At 60.9% G+C, this 24,554-nt stretch carries 24 protein-coding genes; 5 read left to right on the top strand and 19 right to left on the bottom strand.

From position 1 onward, the window contains the following. Positions 1-149: 149 nt before the first annotated feature. Positions 150-1,193 carry a saccharopine dehydrogenase family protein gene (locus tag BS629_RS01265; protein WP_018246693.1) on the bottom strand — a complete coding sequence of 348 codons (1,044 nt, stop codon included), beginning with the start codon at positions 1,191-1,193 and terminating at the stop codon, positions 150-152. 103 nt (positions 1,194-1,296) lie between these two features. On the opposite strand from BS629_RS01265, the gene BS629_RS01270 reads away from it, so the two are divergent. Next, entirely contained in the window at positions 1,297-1,893 is a 597-nt protein-coding gene (locus BS629_RS01270; RefSeq protein ID WP_018246692.1) for a TetR/AcrR family transcriptional regulator, read from the top strand. 142 nt (positions 1,894-2,035) lie between these two features. On the opposite strand, the gene BS629_RS01275 is transcribed toward BS629_RS01270, so the two are convergent. The 10 genes from BS629_RS01275 to BS629_RS01320 all read right to left on the bottom strand — a co-directional run bounded on the left by BS629_RS01275 (position 2,036) and on the right by BS629_RS01320 (position 12,767). After that, complete coding sequence (locus BS629_RS01275) at positions 2,036-2,950, bottom strand: fatty acid desaturase (protein ID WP_018246691.1); 915 nt, start codon at positions 2,948-2,950, stop codon at positions 2,036-2,038. Positions 2,951-3,078: 128 nt separating this feature from the next. Continuing rightward, complete coding sequence (locus BS629_RS01280; RefSeq protein WP_018246690.1) at positions 3,079-3,675, bottom strand: 2-hydroxychromene-2-carboxylate isomerase; 597 nt, start codon at positions 3,673-3,675, stop codon at positions 3,079-3,081. A 55-nt stretch (positions 3,676-3,730) separates the two neighbouring features. Further along, positions 3,731-4,768 (bottom strand): LLM class flavin-dependent oxidoreductase, encoded by a 1,038-nt coding sequence (locus BS629_RS01285; RefSeq protein ID WP_018246689.1) that lies wholly within the window; start codon positions 4,766-4,768, stop codon positions 3,731-3,733. A gap of 7 nt (positions 4,769-4,775) precedes the next feature. Then, positions 4,776-5,711 (bottom strand): ABC transporter substrate-binding protein, encoded by a 936-nt coding sequence (locus BS629_RS01290; RefSeq protein WP_018246688.1) that lies wholly within the window; start codon positions 5,709-5,711, stop codon positions 4,776-4,778. A gap of 68 nt (positions 5,712-5,779) precedes the next feature. Next, positions 5,780-6,724 carry an ABC transporter substrate-binding protein gene (locus BS629_RS01295; protein WP_018246687.1) on the bottom strand — a complete coding sequence of 315 codons (945 nt, stop codon included), beginning with the start codon at positions 6,722-6,724 and terminating at the stop codon, positions 5,780-5,782. A 92-nt stretch (positions 6,725-6,816) separates the two neighbouring features. Next, positions 6,817-8,592, bottom strand: coding sequence for an amino acid ABC transporter permease/ATP-binding protein (locus BS629_RS40190; RefSeq protein WP_077987920.1), 1,776 nt, complete (start codon positions 8,590-8,592; stop codon positions 6,817-6,819). Between the two features lie 37 nt (positions 8,593-8,629). Next, positions 8,630-9,187: a GNAT family N-acetyltransferase gene (locus BS629_RS01305; RefSeq protein ID WP_018246686.1), complete on the bottom strand. Its 558-nt coding sequence runs from the start codon at positions 9,185-9,187 to the stop codon at positions 8,630-8,632. After that, entirely contained in the window at positions 9,184-10,383 is a 1,200-nt protein-coding gene (locus BS629_RS01310) for a M20 aminoacylase family protein (RefSeq protein WP_018246685.1), read from the bottom strand. The genes BS629_RS01305 and BS629_RS01310 overlap by 4 nt, the downstream gene beginning before the upstream one ends. Before the next feature lie 17 nt (positions 10,384-10,400). After that, positions 10,401-11,750, bottom strand: coding sequence for an LLM class flavin-dependent oxidoreductase (locus BS629_RS01315; RefSeq protein ID WP_018246684.1), 1,350 nt, complete (start codon positions 11,748-11,750; stop codon positions 10,401-10,403). A gap of 24 nt (positions 11,751-11,774) precedes the next feature. Next, positions 11,775-12,767, bottom strand: coding sequence for an LLM class flavin-dependent oxidoreductase (locus BS629_RS01320; RefSeq protein WP_018246683.1), 993 nt, complete (start codon positions 12,765-12,767; stop codon positions 11,775-11,777). A gap of 220 nt (positions 12,768-12,987) precedes the next feature. Between BS629_RS01320 and BS629_RS01325 the strand changes: the two genes are divergently transcribed. Together BS629_RS01325 and BS629_RS01330 are read left to right on the top strand one after the other, a co-directional pair. After that, positions 12,988-13,269, top strand: a complete 282-nt coding sequence (locus tag BS629_RS01325) for a type II toxin-antitoxin system Phd/YefM family antitoxin (RefSeq protein WP_018246682.1) — start codon at positions 12,988-12,990, stop codon at positions 13,267-13,269. Then, a complete protein-coding gene (locus tag BS629_RS01330; protein ID WP_018246681.1) occupies positions 13,269-13,595 on the top strand; it encodes a type II toxin-antitoxin system RelE/ParE family toxin in 327 nt (108 codons plus the stop codon). The genes BS629_RS01325 and BS629_RS01330 overlap by 1 nt, the downstream gene beginning before the upstream one ends. Before the next feature lie 82 nt (positions 13,596-13,677). Here the strand turns inward: BS629_RS01330 and BS629_RS01335 are convergent, their stop codons facing one another. Beyond that, positions 13,678-14,589, bottom strand: a complete 912-nt coding sequence (locus tag BS629_RS01335; RefSeq protein ID WP_032980272.1) for an alpha/beta hydrolase — start codon at positions 14,587-14,589, stop codon at positions 13,678-13,680. 442 nt (positions 14,590-15,031) lie between these two features. On the opposite strand from BS629_RS01335, the gene BS629_RS01340 reads away from it, so the two are divergent. Together BS629_RS01340 and BS629_RS01345 are read left to right on the top strand one after the other, a co-directional pair. Next, on the top strand, positions 15,032-16,264 hold the full coding sequence (locus tag BS629_RS01340; RefSeq protein ID WP_018246679.1) for a protein-L-isoaspartate(D-aspartate) O-methyltransferase: 1,233 nt from the start codon (positions 15,032-15,034) through the stop codon (positions 16,262-16,264). Positions 16,265-16,274: 10 nt separating this feature from the next. Next, positions 16,275-16,727: a DUF421 domain-containing protein gene (locus BS629_RS01345; RefSeq protein ID WP_018246678.1), complete on the top strand. Its 453-nt coding sequence runs from the start codon at positions 16,275-16,277 to the stop codon at positions 16,725-16,727. 82 nt (positions 16,728-16,809) lie between these two features. Here BS629_RS01345 and BS629_RS01350 read toward each other — a convergent pair whose 3' ends face one another. The 7 genes from BS629_RS01350 to BS629_RS01380 form a co-directional block, all read right to left on the bottom strand. Continuing rightward, positions 16,810-17,574, bottom strand: coding sequence for a FadR/GntR family transcriptional regulator (locus tag BS629_RS01350; RefSeq protein WP_003549481.1), 765 nt, complete (start codon positions 17,572-17,574; stop codon positions 16,810-16,812). Positions 17,575-17,598: 24 nt separating this feature from the next. Continuing rightward, entirely contained in the window at positions 17,599-18,663 is a 1,065-nt protein-coding gene (locus tag BS629_RS01355; protein WP_018246677.1) for a four-carbon acid sugar kinase family protein, read from the bottom strand. Beyond that, complete coding sequence (locus tag BS629_RS01360; RefSeq protein ID WP_026188794.1) at positions 18,660-19,652, bottom strand: ABC transporter ATP-binding protein; 993 nt, start codon at positions 19,650-19,652, stop codon at positions 18,660-18,662. Before BS629_RS01360 ends, BS629_RS01355 begins: the two co-directional genes overlap by 4 nt. Then, positions 19,652-20,659, bottom strand: a complete 1,008-nt coding sequence (locus BS629_RS01365) for an ABC transporter ATP-binding protein (protein WP_018246675.1) — start codon at positions 20,657-20,659, stop codon at positions 19,652-19,654. Before BS629_RS01365 ends, BS629_RS01360 begins: the two co-directional genes overlap by 1 nt. After that, positions 20,656-21,612, bottom strand: coding sequence for an ABC transporter permease (locus BS629_RS01370; RefSeq protein WP_018246674.1), 957 nt, complete (start codon positions 21,610-21,612; stop codon positions 20,656-20,658). Before BS629_RS01370 ends, BS629_RS01365 begins: the two co-directional genes overlap by 4 nt. Positions 21,613-21,614: 2 nt before the next feature. Further along, positions 21,615-22,571 carry an ABC transporter permease gene (locus BS629_RS01375; RefSeq protein ID WP_020572938.1) on the bottom strand — a complete coding sequence of 319 codons (957 nt, stop codon included), beginning with the start codon at positions 22,569-22,571 and terminating at the stop codon, positions 21,615-21,617. A 129-nt stretch (positions 22,572-22,700) separates the two neighbouring features. Next, positions 22,701-24,335, bottom strand: a complete 1,635-nt coding sequence (locus BS629_RS01380) for an ABC transporter substrate-binding protein (protein WP_018246672.1) — start codon at positions 24,333-24,335, stop codon at positions 22,701-22,703. Positions 24,336-24,554: the final 219 nt, after the last annotated feature.

The raw sequence follows: 24,554 nt of genomic DNA on the forward strand, positions 1-24,554 counted from the left end.
AATGTGCAATCTTGCCAAGATAACGGAATTCCATCCGCTATCATCGCCAGAGCGGGACGATCGTTCTGAACAGTCTCCCTGAATACGCCAGGAGAATTAAGTCCCCCACGCCATTGTGAGGGACTTTCTGAAAGTCTGGCGTTTCCGAACTAAGTTTCCGATATCTCGACCGACAGATCCGGGCCGAGCGCCTGCAGGAAGCTAGCGGCATCGAAAATGGCTGCCGGCGCCTTTGCGCCGATATCGCGGATGCGCCCCGAGAGGATACGCTGGACCGCTTCACAGATGATCGGCGCCGTGACGGCGTAGATGTCTTGTCCCTGTGCGACAATCTGACGGCGCACGTCACCCTGCGTGACGATCACTTCTACGGCAAAGCGCTGCGCCGAACGCCCGGATTCGTCGACTGCCTGCGGCGGAGGCGTCGACGAGTCGCGGACATCCCGCAGAGCGACTGTGCTCAAGAAGGTGTGCAGTTCCTTCGTCCGGACGTGCCGGGCGATCAGCGGCACTTCCGAAAAGGGAAGCTCGACGAAAGTCTGCCGACCGAACGGGGCCGGTAAAGTCGACACCCTTTCAGCAGGCGGTTGAGGCACCGGCTCCAGCTGCCCACCGCTGACGGCCAGGCGCCGTGCAGTGTTTCTTTCTCCGGTAACGCGTGTGCCTCTCGTCGGGAGCCAGCTGTCGAGCGCAACTCGAATTTCGATGTCGTCGGCGTGCTCCCACTCGTCCATGACAGCTGCCACGAGCAGGTCGGCCAAGCCGCCATAGAAACCCATGGCCGGGATGACGGCTGTGCCCGCTTCCCGGGCCGCAACCTCATGCCTCTCGAACGTGGCCTGCACACTCGGTTGCTCGGCCGTCACGTCGAGATAATGAATTCCCGCTCGCAACGCGGCACGCACCACTGCGTCGGCGGTGTCCATGAACGGGCCGGCGCAGTTGATGACCGCCGCCGCGCCGGCTAGCGCCCTGTCCAATTCCCCGTCATCCTCGACCGCTGCTTCGCGGCATTCGATGCCGCGCTCCGCAAAGCCCGCAGCCGCCAGCCGCTCGGCATTCCGTCCAACCGCGATGGGCTTGAGACCGCGCCGCAACAGTTCGGCTACGACAAAACGACCGGTATGGCCGTTCGCTCCCAAGACCGCGATAGATTGGGACGTCTCCGTGATGTCGGCTTCGTAAATGGTCATTGTTTTCTCCATCGCTACAGACCTGTCTGTACCCAATAAAACATACAGGTCTGTAGCGTGTCAATCCGTTTGCTGTTATGCTGGCGACATTGGAGGTACACGAATGTCGAAAAGCGCAACGAACTCCCGTGCCTCTGGCGGCAACGAGGTGCGGGATAGGATTCTCGAGACGGCGTCGGAACTCTTTTACCGGCGCGGCGTGCGTGCTGTCGGTGTCGATCTGGTGGTCGAAAAATCCGGCGTCGCCAAAACCAGCCTCTACCGCCATTTCGGCACGAAGGACGAGCTCATCGCGGCCTTCCTCAAGCGCGAAGACCTAGACTTCTGGAGCACCTGGGATCGCGTGACGGAACAGCATTCGGACGATGCCGAGGCCATGCTCGATGCACATTTTGAGTGGATCGGCGAACGGGTCGGGCGGGAAAACTACCGAGGCTGTCCGCAGATCAACACCGCAGCCGAATTTCCCGAAGCGGATCACCCTGCCCGCAAGGTCGCCGAAGCCCACATGCGCGAGATGCGGCGGCGTCTGAAGACCATCGCCGAGGGGCTTGCGGTTGCCGCGCCCGATCGGCTCGCCGGTCAACTCGCGGTTCTGATCAACGGCGCCTTTGTCAGCATGCAGCTCTTTGAGCCCGGCGAGGCCACCGGTTTGCTCCGCGATGCAGCGCACGCCCTGATCGCCGCCAGCCGTAGCTGATCACACTGGACATCCGCTGAAAGTGCAAATTGCAGAGCTGTGAAATGGGGGCAACAGGAAGCCGCAATACAGGGCGACTGAGCAGCCCCCAAATCCCGGCTTTTCAAACATTATAGTGACGGGTCCGGCTCAGGTAGAAATTTTAGGAATGATGAGGATGCGTCGGATCGTCGTGCGGCTTCAGGAAAAACCGACGCGCGATGTCCCAATAGCCATCATAGACAAGCCCGCCATTCGAACGGACGAGCGTATCGCGGTTTTTGCGATAGACCGCCGGAAGGCGATACCAGGAGATGCCCGGCCGGCGATGATGGAGAACGTGCAGGTTGTTGTAGAGAAACAACAAGCCGAAGAGATAGCTGTTTTCGACGATGGCGGTGCGTTCCTCATGGCTGTCGGCATATCTGTGCTCGGCATAGGATCTGAGCCGCGTCATCGCAGCACCCGTATAGACGAAAGCAAGATAAAGCCAAAGCGGCATGCCGCAGATGACGGTCGCCCAGAAAAGAACGGCGGCAACGGCGATGCCGTGCACACCCCATATCCGCCGTCGTCCCGGTTCGTTCGCCCGTACCAGCTGCCCTTCCTGCCCAAGGAAACTCAAAAGCATCACCGCAGGGCCGATGGTCAAACGGCCGAACAGGGTGGTGTTCCACCGTGCCAGCAACCTGCCGGTCGCGCCGAGCTGGTCCCAGGTGGCCTTGGTAAAATAGGAGGATTCCGGATCTTCGATCGGATCGGTCAGATATTCGTCGCGATGATGCTCCAGATGGCTTTCCCTATAGATCGGATAAGGCAGCCACAGCGACAGCGGTATCGACCCGATCGCGTCGTTTATGCCTTGGTTTCCCGTCGGATGGCCGTGAATGACTTCGTGCTGAAGGGATCCATGCCAGGCAATCAACCAGCCTCCGGCAATCACGGCCATGATCAGCGGCAATGATTGCCACCACCAGGTGAGCGCAAGAAATCCGCCATGGATGACGAGTGCGAGAATGACGGTCGGCCATTCCGTCGAACGCGACGGAATAATGGCTTGCGAAGTCCTGTCGAGCATGCGTGTGATTTTTCCCCATCAACCACACCAATCTATCGCAGGGCATCAGCGATAGAGAATAAAGCTATCTATTTTATAGATTTATTTGAAAAAATCCGTCTCAATCCGATCGGATTGCTCGCTCGAGTCTAAGGCTTGTCACCACGAAGATGGCGTTCAAGGAAGGGCAAATTGTCCTGTCCCCAATAGATCTCGCCATCATAGACATAGGTGGGAAAGCCGAAGACGCCGCTGTCGCGCGCATGCACGCGGTCTGCCGACCATTTGTTCTGGACATCGTCGTCGGCTTGTCGCCGGAGGAGTGTTGCGCCGTCGAAACCCGCTGATGTCACGATCGCCTCGCGCACGTCGGGCTTGCCGATATCCCTCGCCTCGCTCCAGAAGGCATGCTGCAGGGCGCGGGCAACGCCGATCCAATCCTGTCCGTCGAGATAGGCCGCAATCACGAAGAGGGATGCCGGCGTCGGATCGCTCAAATCCGGGCGATGTTCGAGCCGCAGTTCCTTGCCGCGCACGCGCGCCCAGCGCTTGAGGTCCCGCGTCCAGTAAGCGCGCCGGATCTCCGGGCGATTGCGCGAAAAGATACCGCCATTTTCCTCGACCACCGTCGTCAAATAGGGCGTGATGACGACGTCGTTCTTTGCCGCAAGTTCGGCGAAGACGTCGAAGCCGATGTAGGACCAGGGCGAGCCGATAGAAAAGAAGTACTCTACTGATTTGGTCACTGATGCATGTTCCCTACGAGGTGATTGTTCTGGCATCGAATGGTCGACGGCATTTTCAGGAAGCGGATCTAACTTCGGATTGGGCTTTCCATCCGAGTTCCGGTGCGATCAGCGTCACGAAGTCGTGGAGAATCTGTCGATACTCCTCGTGCTCGAACTCGTAAGGGAGCTCCAGCCTCAACTCACCGACCTCAGGCAAGATCGGATCGGCAAAAAGCTGCGCCAATATCTCGTCCGAGGTGCCGACGACATCACGGGCGAACAGGGTGCGCCGCTCGCCCTGCGGTGAAAGGGTTCGCTCATGACGGCCATCGGCATAGTCTCGATACCGGCGCCGCGTTGCGGCATCGGCGCTATCGAAAGGCACGATGACGCGGCCCAGCGCGACCCGGCGCTGCGTGCCGGCGGCGCGATAGGTTTGGATCAGCCGCGATTGCGCGGTGAAGAAATCATCGGTCCCGTCGCCCGTTATCACATTGCCGGTCAACAGGTTGAAGCCATTGCGGCCGGCCCATTCGGCCGAGCGCTGCGACCCGCCGCCATACCAGATCCGGTCGATCAGGCCCTTGGCATAGGGCTGCAGCCGTGGCCGCTGCGGACCGAAGGGCGTCTTGATCAAGGTCTGCTCGTCGCCGAGATAAGTGCCACGCAGATTGTCGGCAAAGCGCAGCACGCGATCATGCGAGAAATCGTAACCCGTCCAGTCGCCGTCGAAGACAAGCGGAGCGATCAGCTCGGCGTGCAGCGGCCGGCCGGCGCTGACGCCGATATTCAGCCGCCCGCGCGACAGAACATCGACGGTGGCGAGATCTTCGGCCAGCCGGTAAGGGCTCTCGTAACCGATCGGGATGACCGCGGTTCCAAGCTCGATCCGGCTGGTTCGCTGCGTCGCTGCCGCCAGGAAGGCGCTCGCGGAAGAGATTCCAGGCTCCAGGTGCCGCTGCCGGACCCAGGCACTGTCGAAGCCCAGATCTTCGCCATATTGCAGCTGCTCAAGCGTCTGCTCCAAGCCCGACAAAGGATCGCCGTCGGGATAATTGCCGGGTGTGAGGAAGCCGATATGGCTGATGGATATGTTGCCCACGCGTGCCATCCGATGATCAGTATTTCGGCAGGCCGGGCGGGTTGGTCTCGGATGCCGGCAGGGCTTCCTCGGAGAGATGCCAGTGGTCGAGTATCTTCGCGTAGGTGCCGTCCTTGATCAGACCGTTGGTGGCAATGGTAAGCGCATCGGCCAGTCCGCTTCCTTTGCGAGTGGTGATCGCGACGTCCGAGCGATCCGGCCAGCCGGCGCTCAGCGTGCCGACGCGTTTGATGTTCTTGTCGCGCGCGGCGATGAAGACGAGCTGTGCATGCGGCTGGACGATGACATCGGCCCGGCCGGAACGCAGCGCGAGAAGGCTTGCCGCCTCGTCGTCGTAATATTGCAGCTCGATCGGTTTCAGGCCCGCTGCGACATCTTCCTCGCTCCATTTCACCAGGATACGCTCCTGGTTGGTGCCGGCCCCGACAACGATCCCGAGGCCCGCCGCATCCTTGGGCTCCTTGATCGAGGTTACAGGACTGTCGGATTTTACGAAGAAACCATGCAGGCCCTTGCGGTAGGTGGAAAAATCGAATTTTTCCTTGCGCTGCTCGGTGACCCCAACATTGGAGATGACGGCATCATACTTGCCCGAGGCGAGGCCGAGCGGCCAGTCGATCCAGGCGACCGGCACGATCTCCAGCGTCAGGCCAAGGCTGTCGGCGATGGCATAGGCATAATCGGGATCTGCCCCGACCACGGTCTTGGCGTCCGTGGCATAGGTCGCAAGCGGCGGGCCGCCGGGGCTGACGGCGATGGTGAACTTGCCGGGTGTGACGAACTTGAATTCCCTGGGGATTGCGGCAATCGCCGCATCGTTCCTGGCGGCGTGAAGCCGGCCTGGCTGCTCTGGGCTGAGGTCGAAATCCTCGGCTGCATGAGCTGCGCCGAAGAAAAGGGCCGACGCCATGGCGGCGATCAGCAGGGTCCGGAATGCCGGAAAGGCAATCATCGTCTTCAATCTCCAAATTGTCAGGCGGGAATGGCCGGCAGCATTGCCGCCGGCCCAATAGGGATCGATCAGGAGCCGCTCTTCGGCAGGCCCGGTGGGTTGGTCTGGGCCTTGTCGATCGCCTCCGGACCGAGGTTCCACGTATCGAGGATCTTCCGGTAAGCACCGCTGGCGATCAGGTCGTTAACGACATCGGTCAAGGGCGCGGCCAGGCCGCTGCCCTTGCGCGTGGTGACCGCAATTTCTGCGGTGATCGGCCAACCGCCGCTGACGGTGCCGACGAGCTTGGTCTTGCCGTTGATCCCCGCCGAATAGGCCTGCGTCGCGTTCACGCTGAAGACGGTGTCTGCTCTGCCCGACTGGACGGCAAGATCCTTGACCGCATCGTCGTCATAATATTGCACCTCGATCGGCTTCAGGCCGGCGGCGACATTCTCACGATCCCATTCCAGCAGGATCTTCTCCTGGTTCGTGCCGGCATCGGTGATGACCTTCAGACCGGCAATATCTTTCGGCTGCTTGATCGAGGTGATCGAGCTGTCGGACTTGACGTAGAAGCCAAGCTCGTCCTTGCGATAGGTCGAGAAATCGAATTTCTCCTTGCGCTCTTCCGTTACCGTCACGTTCGAGATCACCGCGTCGAACTTTCCGGAGGTCAGCCCCAACGGCCAATCGGCCCAGGCGACGGAAACGAGTTCGAGCTTCAGGCCCAGGCTGTCGGCAATCGCCTGCGCCAGATCGACGTCGTAACCGATAACCGTCTTGGAATCGGAGGCATAATCATGCAGCGGAAGATTGCCGCTCGAGCTGATGCCGACGGTGAAGACGCCACTTTCGACGAAATTGAAGTCCTTGACTTCGGCAATGCGCTTCTCGTTCTTTTCCACCCGCAGCCGGTTGGGCTGCTCGGGGCTGAGATCGAACTTCTGCTGCGCCTGAGCGGAACCGAAACCGATCGCGGCAATGGTGACGGCTCCCGCTATCAGAAGCCTTGCCCTATCTGTAAATGTCATGCCCCTTCTCCATTTCATCTTTAGGTTGTGGTTATTGTTATTCGGCCGGAGCAGCCCGTCGCGGCCCGGCATTTCGCCAGCGCTATCAGGCGCTAGAGAACCTTGGCGAGGAATTCCCGCGTACGGGGATGTTCCGCTTGTGCGAAGATGCGGGCCGGCGGGCCAGCCTCCAGGATGCGGCCGCTTTCCATGAAGACGACAGTGTCGGCGACTTCGCGGGCAAAACCGACCTCATGGGTGACGATGACAAGCGTCGTGCCAGTGCGGGCAAGTTCCTGGATGACGTCGAGCACTTCGCCGACGAGCTCGGGATCGAGCGCCGAGGTCGGCTCGTCGAAGAGCAGCACCTTCGGGCGGAGCGCCAGTGCGCGGGCGATCGCCACACGCTGCTGCTGGCCGCCGGAAAGCTGGCGCGGATAGGCATTGATCTTGTCGCTGAGGCCGATGCGTGCCAGCAGCTCCTGCGCCAGCTGCACGGCGTCCTCACGGCCGATGCCGCGAACCTGGATCGGTGCCTCGATGAGGTTTTCGAGCACGGTCAGATGCGGGAAGAGATTGAAGCTCTGGAAGACCATGCCGATATCGGCGCGGCGTTTGAGGATATCCTTCTCCTTGAGCTCGTAGAGCGTATCGCCCTTCCTGCTGTAGCCAACGAAATCGCCGTCCACCGAGATGAACCCCTCATCGACACGCTCCAGGTGGTTGATGGCGCGCAGAAGCGTCGACTTGCCCGAACCGGACGGACCGAGGATGGCGGTCACGCTGCCGGCGGGAAGGCTGAGCTCGACATCATCGAGCACTTTCAGCGAGCCGAAGCTTTTGGAAATGCCGTGAATGCGCACCGCGCCTCCTGCGGCCCGCAGCGTCGCCGCATCCTGGAAACCGATCTTGCGCACGGTGTCGGTCGCCGTATCGAGGACAGGCAGCGGACGGCGGAAACGCTCGAAAAATGCCTGGAAGGGCAACGGCGTCGGATTGCGCACGGCGCCTTTGGAGAAGTAGCGTTCGATATAGCGCTGAGCGATCGACAGCACCGTCATGATGATCAGATACCAGACGGTCGCGACCATCAGCAGCGGAATGACTTCGAGATTGCGGCGGTAGATCACCTGGACCGTATAGAAGAGCTCCGGCAGCGCCAGCACGTAGACCATGGAGGTGCTCTTCGCCAGTCCGATGAGTTCGTTAAAGCCGGTCGGCAGAATCGAACGCATGGCCTGCGGCAGCACGATTCGGAAGGCCTGGCGGCGGCGCGGCAGGCCGAGTGCTGCGGCGGCCTCCAACTGTCCGTGATCCACCGAGAGAATACCGCCGCGCACGATCTCGGCGAAGAAGGCCGACTGGTTGAGCGTCAGGCCGAGAAAGGCGGCTGCAAAGGGCGTCAGCAACTGCACTGTGGGATAGTCGAGGAAGACGGTATCGGTGAAGGGAATGCCGATCTTGATCGTCTCATAGAGGTAGCCGAGATTGTTCAGGATCAGCAGCAGCACGATGACCGGGATTGAGCGCAGCAGCCAGATATAGCCCCAGGAGAGACCGGAGAGCAGCGGCGACTTGGAAACGCGGGCAAGCGCCAGGGCCGTTCCGAGGATGGAGCCGGATATGGCGGCAAGCACGGTCAAAAGCAGCGTCCTGCCGAGACCGACGAGCACCGGTTCGGCAAAGAACCATTCGGCAAAGACGCTCCAACCCCAGCGCGGATTGGTGAAGATGGAATAGAGCACGGCAATGATGACGAGGGCGGCAAAGATCGTGCCTGCCAGGCGGCCCGGATGGCGCGCCTGCACGATGCGGTAACGGGAATGATCCTTCGATTCTGCCGCCCTGCTACCGGCGTCGATGCCGGCGAAATCCGTCGTCAGTGCCATTGTGCTTCCCTTTTATGATTGTCGGTCTTTGCCGTTTTCAAAAATTTGCACCGGCCACGCGCAGGCGCGGCTCGGCATCTTCGTGAGCAGGCTCAGCGAGATGAGTGATGTCCTTCTCGAAGGGCAGGCTCTTGTAGATCTCGGGATCGGCGGATGTGTTGAAGAGAGCGGTGTAGCCGTAGTTCAGATAGAGGCCGACGGCCTCGGGCTGGCGAAAGCCGGTCGTCAGATAGATGCGGGAATAGCCCTGGCGAGCGGCCTGGGCCTCCAGCTCCACCAGCACCTTGCGGGCAAGGCCCTGACGGCGCAGATCGGAGCGCGTCCAGATGCGTTTGAACTCGGCCGTGCGGTCGTCATAGTTCTTGAAGGCACCACCGCCGATGGTTTCACCATCACGGATCAACAGGAGAAAATTGCCCTGAGGCGGCGCAAAAGCCTCAGGGGGATAACGGTTGAGCTCGGCCGCAGCACCTTCGGCATTGAAATAGTTGCCGTAACGGCTGTCGTATTCGTAGATCAATTCATCGATCAGCGGCTTGGCGCGCGGGTCGAGAGGGCTAGTATACAGAAACGTATCGCTCATATCGTTCATCACCCGTTGTCATCAGTGAGGAAGGTTTCGGCGAGCCGCACCCAGTAGCGGGCGGCGGGCGCGATGATCGCGTCGTTGAAATTGTAGTGGGCGCTGTGGAGAGGAGCACTGTCACCATTCCCGACGAAGAGATAGCTGCCGGGATTTGCTTGCAGCATGAAGGCAAAATCCTCGCTTGCGGTTCTCGGCCGGAAATCCTTCTCGACCGCCGCAGGGCCGAGTGCGTCGTAGGCGACGTCGCGGGCAAAGGCCGTCTCCGCAGCATGGTTGATCAGCGCCGGAAAGCCGAGGCGGTAATTCACATCCGCCTCGGCGCCGAAGCTTTCGGCTTGGGCGCGTGCAAGTGCGGGAATGCGCTCTCGCAACAGCTGGCGGACCGTCTCGCTGAAGGCCCGCATGGTGAGCTTCATCTCCACACTTTCGGGGATAACGTTTGAGGCGGAGCCGGCATGGATCGAGCCGACGGTCGCGACCGCCATATCCTGCGGGTCGACATTGCGCGAGACGACGCTCTGCAGGGCGGTGATAAAGGAGGCCGAGGCGAGCACCGGATCGACGGCGCGGTGCGGTTCGGCGCCGTGGCCGCCCTTGCCGATGATCTTGATCACCGCCTGATCGACCGAGGCCATGGCGGGGCCGCTAACGAAGCCGAATTGTCCCGTCGGCACACCCGGCCAATTGTGCAGCCCGAAGACCGCGTCGACAGGAAACCGTTCGAACAGGCCTTCCGAGATCATCTTGCGGGCGCCGGCGCCGATTTCCTCAGCGGGCTGGAAAATCAGCCGCAACGTGCCGCTGAAATTGCCGCTTTCGGCGAGATAACGCGCGGCAGCGAGCAGGATCGACGTATGCCCGTCATGGCCGCAGGCATGCATGACGCCGGGATTGCTGCTGGCATAGGCAAGACCGCTCGCCTCCTCGATCGGCAGCGCGTCCATGTCGGCGCGGATGCCGATCCGCTTTTTCCCCTCGCCGCGCCTGAGGGTGGCGACGATGCCGGTTCCGGCAATGCCCGTCGCCACCTCATAGCCCCAGGAGGAAAGGCGGGATGCCACAAGCTTGCTGGTCCTGAGCTCCTGGAACGCAAGCTCCGGATATTGATGCAGATCGTGGCGAAGCGCGATGATCTCGTCGAGATAGGCGGCGATGCCCTTGTCGACCGGATCGTTGCTGCTTGGGTTCTGAGCGATGATGTTCATGACGGTTCGTCGGCGCCTCAGGCGCCGACAGCCTTTCCGCGCTCGACCTGATCTGCGCCCGCCGTGTAGCGGCTTTCACGGAAGGGCAGACCGAGATGGTCGCGCAGCGTCTCGCCCTTCAGGACGGGATCGAAATAGCCGCGCTCCGTGAGGATCGGCAGAACATATCTGGAGAAATCGTCGAAGCCCTCGGCGATGACAGGGAAACCGAGGATGAAGCCATCGGCAGCGCCATGGTCCACCCAGCGGATGATTTCGTCGGCAATATGATCGGCCGTGCCGATGAAAGTCGTGCGCGGCGTTGCCGAATCGAGCGCGACCTGCCGGAGCGTCAGGCCTTTCTCCCGCGCCGTCTTCTTGATGCGGTCGGTGGTGGCGCGGAAATTGTTCCTGCCGATATCGCCGAGTTCGGGGAACGGCGCGTCGAGCGGATAGACACTGAAATCATGATGATCGAAGAAGCGGCCGAGATAGAGCAGTGCCTCCTCTGTCGTGACGAGGTTGCGAATCGCCTGATACTTGGCTTCCGCCTCGTCCTGCGTCGCTCCGACGATCGGCCCGATACCAGGATAAATGCCTACTTCCGCGGCGCTGCGGCCATGGGCAATCACGCTGTCCTTGAGCTGACGGTAGAAGGCCTGCGCATCCTCGAACGGCCCGCCATTGGTGAAGACCGCGTCGGCATGTTTGCCGGCGAGCCTGATGCCTGAATCCGAGGCCCCGGCCTGGAAAACGACAGGTTGGCCTTGCTTGGAACGGCCGATGTTGAGCGGCCCCTCGACGCGGAAGAAGCGGCCCTTGTGGTTGAGGCGATGCATCTTCGTCTTGTCGACAAAGACGCCGGTCTCACGGTTGCGGACGAAGGCGTCGTCGTCCCAGGAATCCCACAGGCCCTTGATCGCATCGATATAATCCTCGGCGATCTCGTAGCGCAGTTCGTGCTCGGGATGTTCGCGGCTGTAATTGCGGCCCGACCCCTCAAGCGGCGAGGTCACCGCATTCCACCCTGCCCGGCCGCCGCTGATGAGATCGATCGAGGCGAACTGGCGGGCAATGGTGAAGGGATCGCTATAAGAGGTCGAGACCGTGCCGACGAGGCCGATCTTCGAGGTCGAGGCGGCGAGCGCCGAGAGAATGGCGATCGGCTCAAACCGGTTGAGGAAATGCGGGATGGACTGCTCGTTGATATAGAGCCCGTCGGCGACGAAAGCGAAAGCGATGCCGGTCGCCTCCGCCTTGCGCGCGGTCTTGACGAAGAACTCGAAATTGACGCTGGCATCGGCCGGTCCGCTTGGATGTTTCCAGGCATTCATGTGACCGCCGGGACCTTGCAGCATGATGCCGAACGTGACGTGTTTTTGAGCCATTGGATCAGTCCTCCTTGGAAACGATCAGGCGACGAGGGAAAGCCGCTCTTTGGCGAGAAGCTCGATGGAAGCCAGGCGCTCGGCAACCGAAAGCGCCGGCGTGTCCAGCACGAACTCCTTGACCCCATAGCGGCGGTGAAGTTCGTCCAGCTCCTTGCGGATCTGCTCCGCCGTGCCATGCAGCACGCTAGGCACCTTCTCCTCGATGCGGTAATCGGTGACGCCGGCCTGGCGGGCGAATTCGGCCGCCTGCTCCTCGCTGCCGACATTGACGGTCTGGCCGTTCGGCAGGAACACCTTGACGATGCGCAGATTGCCGACGCGCTCGCGGGCATAGTCCTCGCTTTCGGCGGCAAAGGCGGCGAGTGCCAGGATCGGGCGCTTGCCGCCGGATGCCCGCTCATAGGCCTCGAAGGTCCTGCGCAGATTGTCAGGATCGCCGTTCAGGTGACCGGCGAAAACGAGTTCCCAGCCCTTCTCGGCAGCGAGTTCGGCGCTTTCGACGCTGGCGCCGAGCAGGAAACGCTCAGGCGCAGTCGGCGGGAAAGGCGTTGCCTGCGCGCCGTCGTAATTCGGGTCCGCAGCGAGATATGTGTTGAGATCGGAAAGCTGGCTCGCGAAATCCGGCTTCCTGGCCGGATCGACGGCAAGCTGCAGGGCGCGCGTCGAGAGAGGAAAACCGCCCGGCGCCTTGCCGACACCGAGATCGACGCGGCCGGGCGCAAGCGATGCCAGAAGATTGAAGGTCTCGGCAACCTTATAGGCGCTGTAGTGCTGCAGCATGACGCCGCCGGAACCGATGCGGATCCTCGATGTCCTGGCGAGAAGATAGGCGATCAGCGCCTCCGGCGCCGAGCTTGCCAGATTGGACATGTTATGATGCTCGGCGACCCAGAAACGGTGATAACCGAGTTCCTCGGCCCGGCCGGCAATCTTTACCGTCGCCCGCAGCGCATCCGCGGCCGTCAGCCCCTGTTCGATCGGGCTTTTGTCGAGAAGACTGAGGAGGTAGGTCATGGCACCACGATCCGATCCTTGGTTGCAAAGTTTAGTCTATAAAATCAGTAGACAAACTTAATTATAAGAAATGACATTCTCTTTCGAACGCGTTGATTGAAAAAAGCGGCCGCACCCAAGATGGAAAATCGGATGCTGCGAATGTGTCTCGCCGCCACTGAAAGGCTTCTTTCAATCGACCACTTGATGGTCTATATTCTGGTCGAAAGGGAGTAGCCACATGAAGCTGTCAGAACAGGTCAAGCCGATCAGCTATCTCAAGGCGCATGCGCCCGAGATCATCCGGACATTGAAGGATAACCCGCAGCCGGTCGTCATTACGCTTCACGGAGAAGCGAAAGCCATCCTTCAGGACGTCGGCCAATATGAAGAAACCCAGGAGACACTGGCGCTCCTGAAGGTGCTGGCGCTCACCAACCGGCAAATCGAGGAGGGCAAACTGCGCCCTGCTGCGGAATCCTTTGCGCGCATCCGCAAACGTCTGGCGGACAGCCAATCCTGATGCCATATCGTGTTCTTTTCGCCGAGGATGCGGAACGCGACATCGAAGATCTCCATCGCTTTATCGCCGGTCGCGACGGCGCCGAGACGGCAGAGCGCATTCTGACGGACATCGAGAACGCCTGCGCCGAGCTTGAAGAATTCCCCGCCCGCGGAAATATTCCGAAGGAGTTGGCGGGGATCGGAATTTCCGAATATCGGGAACTGCACCATAAGCCGTGGCGCATGATCTATCGCATCATGGGCACTGATGTCGTCGTCTACTGCGTGGTAGATGGACGGCGCGACATGCAGAGTTTTCTGGAGCGAAGGCTCATCCGCGCTTAGCCGCACGCTGCCCACACGGAGGCTGAACACTGTCCAACCTTCCGTCCGGCCGGCGCATTTGGCCGCAGAAGCGCCATCAGCATCAAGCCGATCGCGAATTCTCCGTTTTCGCTTCCCTGCCGGTCAAACCCTGGACGGCGAACGCAATGCTCACCGCGCGATTCACTGCCGCCGCAAGAACGGACATGTGGGTCTCGCCGGCATAAAGCTCGAATTCAGCACGCAATCCGTCGGCGGCGCCGTCTAATCGCTCCGCCATCTCTCGCGCCAGGAGGACGGTCCGCTCGATCTTCCTCTTCTCCAGACGTGCCGCCGCATCCTCGTTCCGGTACTGGAAGGGTGCCAGCTCATCGCCTTCGTGTTCTCCGGCAGACAAATGCAGGAAGGGTGCATTTCCCGGTATGACTTGACGGCGCGCCTCATTCTTGAGGATTTCGCTGTTCTCCCAATAGATGGTCGGGCTGGCCGCAATCCAATTGGCAAACAGACCTGGATGCTCGAACAGGCCATAGAGAGTAAAGAGGCCGCCGAAGGAATGTCCGAAGAGCGATCGGCGCGTCGGATCCAGGATCACCATCTCTGCAATCCGCGGTATAAGCTCGTTCTCGATGAAATCGAGCAGCTTACCGGTCCCGCCGATGACAACCGGCGGACCGCCCTCAACGAAGGGCGGATAGGATTTAACCGGCGGAGGCCCCAGGTCCCAAGACCGGCGGAGCGGATCATAGGGCTCGTCGCACGGGTAGCCGATCGCCGCGATCACCCCCCAGCCGACATTCGTTCCCGTGGGATAAGGTGCCTGCGTGACCAAGCTGGCAACCGCGAAGGGGAAAGTGGCGTTGCCGTCGGTCATAACGAGAAGCGGCCATCCTTTCACCGGCGGGCTCTCTGCCGGAATGGAAAGGAATATGCGATAGGGCTCGCCGCCCGCGGCAGGAGCCAGATCGAAAAAACACGTTCCGGGCATCGAATAGACGCTGGTAGGATTAGTCATGAGCATGTTTTCTGATGTTTGAAGAAAGGGATAGGGAAGGGAAACTGATGTCGGTGTGGTTCATGGGCGGGTTTCAGAGCTTTCCAGGTCGGTGCAACTCTTGCTGATATCCTGACTTTCACGAAAGCGCATCATGGCGATCACGATTCACGTTTACAGAGGCTGATCTAACCTAGTTCCAGGCATGATTTGAAGACCCGGGGCTATCGAGCCGTCGGTCCCGCTGTTCGATGGCCGGCCGCGACATTCAACGCGGGGTGCGACATGCCGGGAGAAGTCCAATAAAGCGCCGCTTATTCCGGCATTGAAGGTCATGAACTCGTGGAGGACGCCTTTGCGGAAAACCTGCTCCTCTCAGGAACTCCCCGGTCGCCCATTTGTTTTACATTCTGCACCACCCGGAAGTTTTCCAAGGTGCAGTCGGCGACAGTGGAACTGATCCATGGACATGACGCGCATCCGAGATCGCATGGTGGAGCACCACGTTACGCGTCGTGGCATTCGCGATCCAAGTGTGACCGAAGCGATGCGCACGGTGCCGCGCGAAAAATTCGTTCCTCCGGGCTCCGAGGAATTCGCCTATGAGGATGCGCCCCTGTCGATCGGCGAAGGCCAGACAATCTCGCAGCCGTTTATCGTGGCTTTGATGCTCGAAAAGGCCAAACTGGATGCCGGCGACACGGTGCTCGAGGTCGGAACAGGTTCCGGCTACGCTTCAGCCCTTCTGAGCCGGATAGCCAGGCATGTCTACTCCATCGAGCGCCATGAAATACTGGCGCTTGAGGCCAAGGAACGGTTCGAGAAACTGGGATACCGCAACATTGACGTTCGCGTGGGCGATGGCAGCAGGGGCTGGGCGGAAGCCGCCCCCTTCGATGCCATTATTGTTTCTGCGAGCGCACCAGAGGTGCCATCCGCCTTGAGGGAACAACTGGGGCTCGGAGGGCGGCTCATCATCCCGGTCGGCCGCGGTGATGGGCAGCGCCTGAAACGCCTCACGCGCATCGGCGCCACCGCATTCGAGGAAGAAGATCTCGGCGGGGTACTCTTCGTTCCCTTGATCGGCGAAGACGCCTGGACCGCTTCCCATCCGATGTATACGGCGACGGCCCCCTCATTGCCGGGAACGGTTGCCCCCGAGCCAAGCTCTCCGCAAGACGTACAGGGAGGGGGAATCGGAAAGATAGACGCATTGCCCACGCTGCCGGAAGGTGTGCTCGATCATAGCGAATTTCAGCAACGGTTCTGGGCTGTTCAACGTTTTTCCTGGATCGTTTTCACGCTTCTTCTGCTGACCTGCTTGCTGGGTCTGCTTGGAAGAGGCGGTCCGTTTTCGCGGCAAACACTCATACTGCCCGAAGGGTCCGTGGACTTTCCCGTCATCTCCCGATGGAATGCTCCCGAGGATATGACGGTGACCTTCACGCCGTCGTCCGAAGACAGGATATTCACGATAGATCCCGCCTTTCTTCAAACCTTTTCGATCCAAGGCGTCGACCCGCCCCAAAAAGCGACCTTTGCGCGCGCGGGCCGGATAGGCTACGTGTTCCCCGCCGACCCGGCAGGGCCGACGCAGATCGTCTTCCGTCTGCAAACGCAACTCCCCGGCCCTCTTCGCGCCACCATTGGCATGGGCGGGGAGACCCGCACCCAATCCACTTTCATCTTTCCATGAGGACAGCACGGTGGATGCGGTATTACGCGGACTGGCAATCTATTTCACCCTGCTCGTGATCATCCGCTTGTCGGGAAGACGGACATTGGCCCAGATGACACCGTTCGATCTGGTGATCGTGCTGGTGATCTCCGAAACCACCCAGCAGGCGATGCTAGGCGATGACTTCTCGATCACCAACGCCGTCATCTTGATCCTCACACTGTTTACGACCGACATCTGCCTGTCTTACGTAAAGAGGTGGTGGCCTCGCGCAGCTCATATCATCGATGGCGTTCCAACCATTCTGGTGACGGATGGCGTCTACGACGAACGCGCGCTCAGAGGCGCCCGGCTGCAGAAGGAAGACGTCATGCAAGCGGCTCGAAGCCAGGAAGGCATCGAGAGCGTGGGGGAGATAAAATTTGCGATCCTCGAAGTAAGCGGCAACATCAGCATCATCAAGAAGCAGAAATCCGGCTGACAATTGACGACGAAGGAGACATCCCGAGTTAAGGGCATGAACTCTCTACCATTTTTGAGTTGATAGCCGCTTGGAATGCGCGTCAGAAGGATAGGTCGAGCACCCTGCCCTCGAACAGACGGTCCCGGGAGCCTTCGAGATGCGCCTTCATCAGTCTTTGTGCATCGTCAGGCCGGCCATCGGCGATCGCCTTGTAGATGGCGTTGTGCTCTTCGTAGACCTGTTCCAACCCTTGGCGAGGGCCGAGCAAAGAGAGACCGTGGAGATGCATGCCTACTGCGATATGGGCCTTCAGCGCATCGATCGAGGCCGTGTAATAATGATTGTTGGCAGCCTCCGTCACCGCGCGGTGGAAGAGAAAATCGGCGTCGGTGCGATGAAGCTGGTGGCTGGTCGCCTCACGCAGATCCGCAAGCGCGCTGGCGATCTTCTGAATGGCCTGCTCATTGCGGCGTTTGGCGGCAAAATAGGCTGCCGCCGGCTCGATCGTCAGGCGGAACTCGTAGCAGCGCTGGATGTCGGCGATCGTCTTGACCGGTGAATAGGCAAGCTGCGTCGTCGGCGATCCATGCGCACTGACGAAGGTGCCGGCGCCCTGCCGGGCATAGACCATGCCCTGATCGCGCAGGCGCGCCAGCGCATCGCGGACGATCGGCCGCGACACACCCAGCATCGAGGCAAGCTCATGCTCGCCGGGAAGGCGGGAATCCGGCGGATAATTTCCGCCGCGGATACGCTCGAGCAACTGGTCGAAGACGCGATCGACCAGCTTGACGGCCTTGCCGCGTTCGGGCTTGCCCGGTGGGCCGGCTTCCGCGTTCAAAGATTCGCCATTCACTTCAGCCACGTCATTCTCCCCGGCGGTGTCTTACTATGCCGCCCGATTCCAAAGAACCAGTCTTAGCAAACTATCGGGATTGCCGAAGCCCCCCGACTTCACGGCGCACCGAAAATGCCGCCCGTCGGCTGCAGTGACATCGAACCACGGCACGCCAGCTTCGATTTCGCCCTTCGGCACCAGCACCCTGACATCAAGCGCCTGGAAAACGGCAAGCGCTGTATCGCCGCCTCCGACCATCAGCATGTCAGGCCTCGTATCGTCGATGGCCGTTTTGACGCCAGCCGCAAAATGGCGGGCGACAAGTGTTGCATCGGTTGCCATATCGCCGGTGCAGCGCAGCAACGCCGGCAGCGCCATGCCCTCCCCGCCTTCGACCTGCCCCATCGGCGCGTCAACCACCATACGCAGAACGCCCGAGGCTTCGAGCCGGTCCATTTGGGTAGCGGTAATCGGGTCGCGCGAGCCAACGGCGAACAGGGTACGCCGGGTCGCCGCAAACTCCGGCACCGATTGCCGCCCCGTCTCGCCGAGTTGACGGGCAAGTGCGGAACCCAGACCCCGTGCGCCGACCGCAAGCGTCAGCCGCCAGTCATGATCGGCAACGATCTGGTCGAGATCACTATCGTCCTCCGCATCGGCAACGGCAACATTGCCCGCACGGCCCTCGAACAGATCGGCGATCGGCAGTGGCTTGTCGACGCCGCGGCCGACGACACAGCCTCTACAGGTCACACGCTCCTGATCGGGAATAGCGGGCGCCACGAGGATAGTCTCCATGCCGAGCGCATAGGCCAGCGCCAGGCTTTCCGCCGCGACATTGCCCTTCAGCCGCGAGTCGATCTTCTTCATCACGACCGCGGGCTTCACGCCATGAAGTGCCGCGGTCGCGAAGCGGACCCTCTCGGCAGCTTCCGGTTCGCCGAGCGCGCGAGAGGCGGTATTGATAACAACAACGTCACAGCCGGTGGCGATCGCATCCTCTGCGGCCTCGACATCGACGGCGACCGCAACCGAAAGGCCGGCTTCGACGAAGGGCGTTCCGGTATCGAGCGCACCCGTCAGATCATCGGCGACGATAACGGCCTTCAGCGTCATGCGGTCTGTCCGGTGTTGACGGCGTGACAGGCGACGAGGTGGCCGGGCTTCGCCTCCTTCCACGCGGGAATGACCTTGCTGCAGACATCCATGGCGATTGGGCAGCGCGTGTGGAAACGGCAGCCCGACGGCGGGTTCAGCGGGCTCGGCACGTCGCCCTGCAGGATCTGGCGCTGACGTGTGCGCTCATGCTCGGGATCGGTCTCCGGAACGGCCGACAGCAGCGCCCTGGTATAGGGATGCAGCGGATTGTCGAAGAGTTCCTCGCGGGTGGCAAGTTCGGCGAGCCGCCCGAGATACATGACGCCGACACGGGTGCTGATATGGCGCACGACGGCGAGATCATGGGCGATGAAGAGATAGGTCAGCCCGTATTTTTCCTGCAGATCGAGCAGCAAGTTGATGATCTGTGCCTGGATCGACACGTCGAGCGCCGAAATCGCCTCGTCGCAGACGATGAATTTCGGCTGGCAGGCGAGCGCGCGGGCAATGACGACGCGCTGGCGCTGTCCGCCGGAAAGCTCGTGCGGGTAACGCTGGGCAAACCGCGTGGACAGGCCGACATCGGTGAGCAGCGTCGCCACCCTCTCCTTCAGTTCCGTCTTGGTGCAAAGCTTGTGGAAGAGGATCGGCTCGCCGATCGCCTCGCCCACCGTCATGCGCGGATTGAGTGTCGAATACGGGTCCTGGAAGACGATTTGGAGGTCACGGCGGAAGGGCCGCATCTGTTTTTCATCGAGCGTCGCAAGATCCTGGCCCTTGTAGACGACCTTGCCGCTGGTCGCCTTGTAGAGGTTGAGAATGGTAAAACCGGTCGTCGACTTGCCGCAGCCGGATTCGCCGACCAGGCTCAGCGTCTCGCCTTCCATGATGTCGAGATTGACATTGTCGAGCGCATAGACGGTCGCCGAACGCTCACCAAAGGCGCCGAGCTTGACGTGGAAATGCTTGACCAGGTTTTCGACCTTGAGCAGCGGTTGAGCACCCATCATGCGGCCTCCTGCATTCTCTGGACGACGAAACAGGCAGCGCGGTGATTGCTGCTGCCGCTCAGCGGTTCGAGCTGCGGCACCTTCTCGTGGCAGATGTTTTCGGCAAGCGGGCAGCGCGGCGCAAACGGACAGCCCTTCGGCCGGCGGCCAGGTTCCGGCGGCGTACCGCCGATCGAGCTCAGCCGGCTTGCCGGCGGGTCCGAGAGCTTCGGGATCGAGGACAGCAAGCCGCGCGTATAGGGATGGCTCGGCCGGGCATAGAGCTCGTCGACCGGCGCATCTTCGACCACCGTGCCGGCATAAAGCACGGCGACGCGATCGACGAGGCCGGCGATCAGCGCCAGGTCATGGGTGATCCAGACGACCGACATGCCGAGCTTGGTCCTGAGATCCTTCACCAGATCGACGATCTGGGCCTGAATGGTGACGTCGAGCGCCGTCGTCGGCTCGTCGGCAATCAAAAGCTTCGGATTGCAGGCAAGGCCGATTGCGATCATCACGCGCTGGCGCATGCCGCCGGAAAGTTCGTGCGGATAGGCCTGCAGGCGCTCTTCCGGGCCAGGAATACCGACAAGGCGCAGAAGCTCAACGGCACGTCTGCGGGCCTCCGCCTTTTTCATTCCGCGGTGATAGATCAGCGGCTCGCAGATTTGGTCACCGACGCGCATCACCGGATTGAGCGAGGTCATCGGATCCTGGAAGACGAAGCCGATCTCGCCGCCGCGCACCTTGCGCAGCTCTCTATTCGACATCGTCTGCAGGTCGCGGCCGTCGAATGTGGCCGATCCCTTGGTGACTTTGATCTTGTTTGGCAGGAGCCGCATCAGGCTGAGCATCGTCAGGCTCTTGCCGCAGCCGGACTCACCGACGACGCCAAGGGTCTCGCCCCTGTCGACATGGAGATCGATGCCGTCGACGACGATGGCGGGGCCGTTGCGGCCATCGATTTCGACTGTGAGGCCCCTGACATCGAGCAGGCGGTTGGTGTTTTTCGTGTCCATCATTTGCTGCCCCGCGGATTGAGCGCGTCGTTGAGACCGTCGCCAAGGAAGCTGAAGGCAACCGAGGCAAGGCCGAGCACGGCCGCCGGAGCGGCGAGAAGGTGGGGATAGTGTTGCCAAACACGCAGGCCGTCCGAGATCATGTTGCCCCAGCTCGGCGTCGGCGGATTGACCCCGACGCCAAGGAAGCTGAAAGCACTTTCCAGCACCATCGCCGTGCCGAGACCGGCGCTGACCGAGACGATCAAGGGCCCCAGCGCGTTCGGAATGACATAACGCTTGATGATGATCCAGTTCGATAGGCCGAGCGCCTGGGCCGCGGTGATATAGGGCCGGCTGCGGATCGACAGCACCTGGGCGCGGACGAGACGGGCGTAAGGCGGCCAGGAGATCAGCGCCATCGACCCGAAGACGAGAATGAAATCCACCCACATAGTTTCGCGGTAGAAGGGATTGAGGGTCGCGAGGTAACGCGCCTCCATCCATTTGCTGATTGGTGACTTCAACGACGCGTTGATGACGACGACGAGCAGCAGGTTGGGAACCGACATCGTCACGTCGGTTAGCCACATGATGGCGCGATCGAACGGATTGCCGAAGAAACCGGCGACGGCACCGAGCACGAGACCGATCAGCACGGCAAAGACGGTGACGATGACGGCGACGAGGAAAGCGGTGCGCGTGCCGAAGACCACACGGCTGAAGACGTCGCGGCCGAGATCGTCGGTTCCGAAGAGGTGGCTCATCGACGGCAGGACGTTGCGGGCGTTGAGATCCTGGCTCAGATAATCATAGGGCGTGAGGTAAGGCCCGAAGATCGCCGTGAAGGCGAGGATCACGACGACGACAAGGCCGAAGATGGCGAGCCGGTTGCGCTTCAACCGATACCAGGCGTCGCGCCACAGGCTGACCGGCTCTTCGACGGTTTCGATGGTGGAAAGAGGGATGGCGGACATGGTCAGCGGCTCCTTCTTGAATCATTGGCGCGTGGATCGAGCAGCGGATGGAGCACATCCACCAGGAGGTTCGAGACCATCACCAGGAACGATCCGATCAGCGTGATCGCCAGAATGACGGGATAATCGGAATTGATCAGCGCCTGCACCGTCAACCGGCCGAGGCCCGGCAGGCCGAAGACGAGTTCGACGAAGATTGCGCCGTTGACGATGGTGATCATGATCAGGCCGAGCTGCGTGACGACGGGCGTCAGCACCGGCCGCAGGATATGGCGTAACGCCACGATGATCTCGGGCACGCCCTTGGCGCGGGCGGTCCGGACGAAATCCTCCGACAGCACCTCGATGACCGCGGCACGCGTCTGGCGAACGATCAACGCGATCGGCTGGAAGGAAAGAACGAGCAGCGGCAGCAGGATACGGACATCGAGGATGCCGCCCCAGCCGTAGGGCACGCTCGCACCCGGCAGCAGCACGATGAGGCCGACCATCAGCAGCGGACCGGCGACATAGGCCGGGATCGCCCAGAGGAAGAGTGCGGAGCCTAAAATCGCATAGTCGATGCGCGAATTCTGGTTCAGCGCGGCGATCATGCCGAGCGGGATCGCGACGACGGCGGTCAGGATGATGGAACAGAGGGCAAGCTGGAAGGAGACGGGTGCGGCGGCCGAGACCATCGCCCAGACGGAACGGCCCGATGTCAGCGAGTTGCCGAATTGGCCGTGTAGCAGGTTCCAGATGTAAAGGCCGAACTGGACGATGAAGGGTTTGTTGAGGCCAGCACTTTCGCGAATGGCTTCGATGCGCTGCGGATTATAGGCAACGTCGCCCGGCGCGCGCAGGAAGATCAGCTTGATCGGATCGCCGGCGCCATAGAAGGCCAGCGCGTAAACCGCCAGCATCACCACGAGAACGGACGGAATCCAGATGGCAAATCGGGTTAGCACGTAGCGCAGCAAGGCCACCTCCCACCTGTTGTTCGATGCGTTCCCGCTTTTGCCTGCGATCGCATCTCTTCTTCTTGAAACTTGCGCGAAGGCCTTGCGGCCTTCGCGCGGTTTATCGCCGACAGGGACGGTTTCCGCCGATCAACCGATGGAAATATTCCAGGGTTCGACGACCTGCCAGTCAAGGTTCTTTTCCAGGCCCTTGACGTCCTTGGTGGCCCAGCGCGACATCGCCTGAGAATACCATGGAATGAAGGCCCAATCCTCGCGGAACGCCTTCTGAGCTTCCTGCGCGAGAGCAATGCGCTGCGGATCATCCGCAGCCTTGGTCGTCGCTTCGGCAAGGGCACTGTCGACCTTGTCGTTCTTGTATCCGCCGAGCTTGTTCTGGGCGTTCGACGAGGTCGAGGCGATGCTGCCTGCCAGATAGGAGACGGCATCCGGCACGCGTGTGCCGACGTCGTCGCGGAAGATCTGGACCGAGTTCTGATCCGGACCGGCGTAGGAGTCCTGCTGCGGCTTCATGTCGACGGCAGTGATGCCGAGATTCTGGCGCCACTGCTCGGCAATGAACTGGGCGGCAGCCTGAATGGCTGGCCCCGAGATGCCGACGAAGAGGATCTTCGGCAGACGCTCCGGACCGCCGTAGGTCGATTCCGCAAGCAGTTTCTTGGCAGCCGCCGGATCATAGGGATAAGGCTCGAAGCCGGAATTCTCCGCACCAGGAACCGAGTTGAGGATCTGATCGGCCTTCTTATGCGGCCCGTCGGGATAGGAAGCCTTGAACAGGCCATCGCGATCGACGGCCATGATCAGTGCCTGGCGAACCTTCGGATCGTCCATCGGCGCACGAGAGATGTTGAACCAGAAGTGCTGGCTGGTCGGGATCAGCGGGCCGGCGGAAAATTCCGGGCCGAGATCCTGAATGATGGTCGAGGTGATCAGTTCGGTATGGGCGTTGAACTCGCCCGACTTGATGAGCGAGGTCGCGGTGACATTGTCCTCGATCGAGGTGATATCAATACGGGCAAGCTTTGGCTTCGGTCCGAAGAAGTTCTCATTCGGCTCGAAAGAAAGCTTGCCGGCATCGATATCGAGGCTCGTCAACTTGAAGGGTCCGGAGAAGACCGGCTTACTGTCAGGCTTGTACCAGTCGATGATCTCCTCGCCGTCGCTGCCGCGCGACTGGGACGCCTTGGTGATCGGCGCGATGTGGTTTGCCAGGCGCATGAAGAAGATCGGGTCTGCAGCAGCCAGCGTCACGACGACCGTTCCCTCGTCGGGTGTCGCGACACCTGTGAGCTCGTTGCCGGAGCCGGCGGCGATTTCGGCGTAACCCTTGACCCTGCTCAGCACCTGGTCGGCGCGCTGGTTCTTGGTGTTCGGCATCGAGGAGACTTCCCACGACCCCTTGACATCGGCCGAGGTGATCTTGCTGCCGTCGGAGAAGACAGCCTTCGGGTCGAGCTTGAAGGTCCAGACAGTGTTGTCGGCCGATTCCCAGCTGGTGAAGACGTAGGGCTTGATATTGCCTTGGCTGTCGAAATACATCGGCGATGCCCACCAGATCGAATTCCAGCGGAACGTCCTGCCGCCGCCGCGCAGCGGCGACCAGTCCTGGTCGAAGGCCGGATTTGCGACCTTCAGGACCTGGCCTTCATCGGCCATAACGATGCGGGCATTCATCCCGAATACGGTGAGGCCGACGCCGGCTGCAAGGCCGAGCTTCAGCGCGTTGCGACGTGATATATTGGTTTTATCCGATTGATCAGACATGGCATTCCTCCCAGAGTGAATTCGGCAGCGCTCTCCCTGCACCTGCCAGGCGCAGCACAATCCGTTCCGTATCGTTCTCTCGTTATTGTAAATATGTCAACAAAAAATCGCAATTTCGATCCGAACAAAATTTTCCTCTAAAAATATATAAGTTATAACAGATAGATAACTTTTCGAAGCTGCATCACAGCAGTTTGTCTTCTTGACAAAAGCGCGGCG

The sequence above is a fragment of the Rhizobium leguminosarum bv. viciae USDA 2370 genome (assembly GCF_002008365.1).
GTDB lineage: Bacteria > Pseudomonadota > Alphaproteobacteria > Rhizobiales > Rhizobiaceae > Rhizobium > Rhizobium leguminosarum.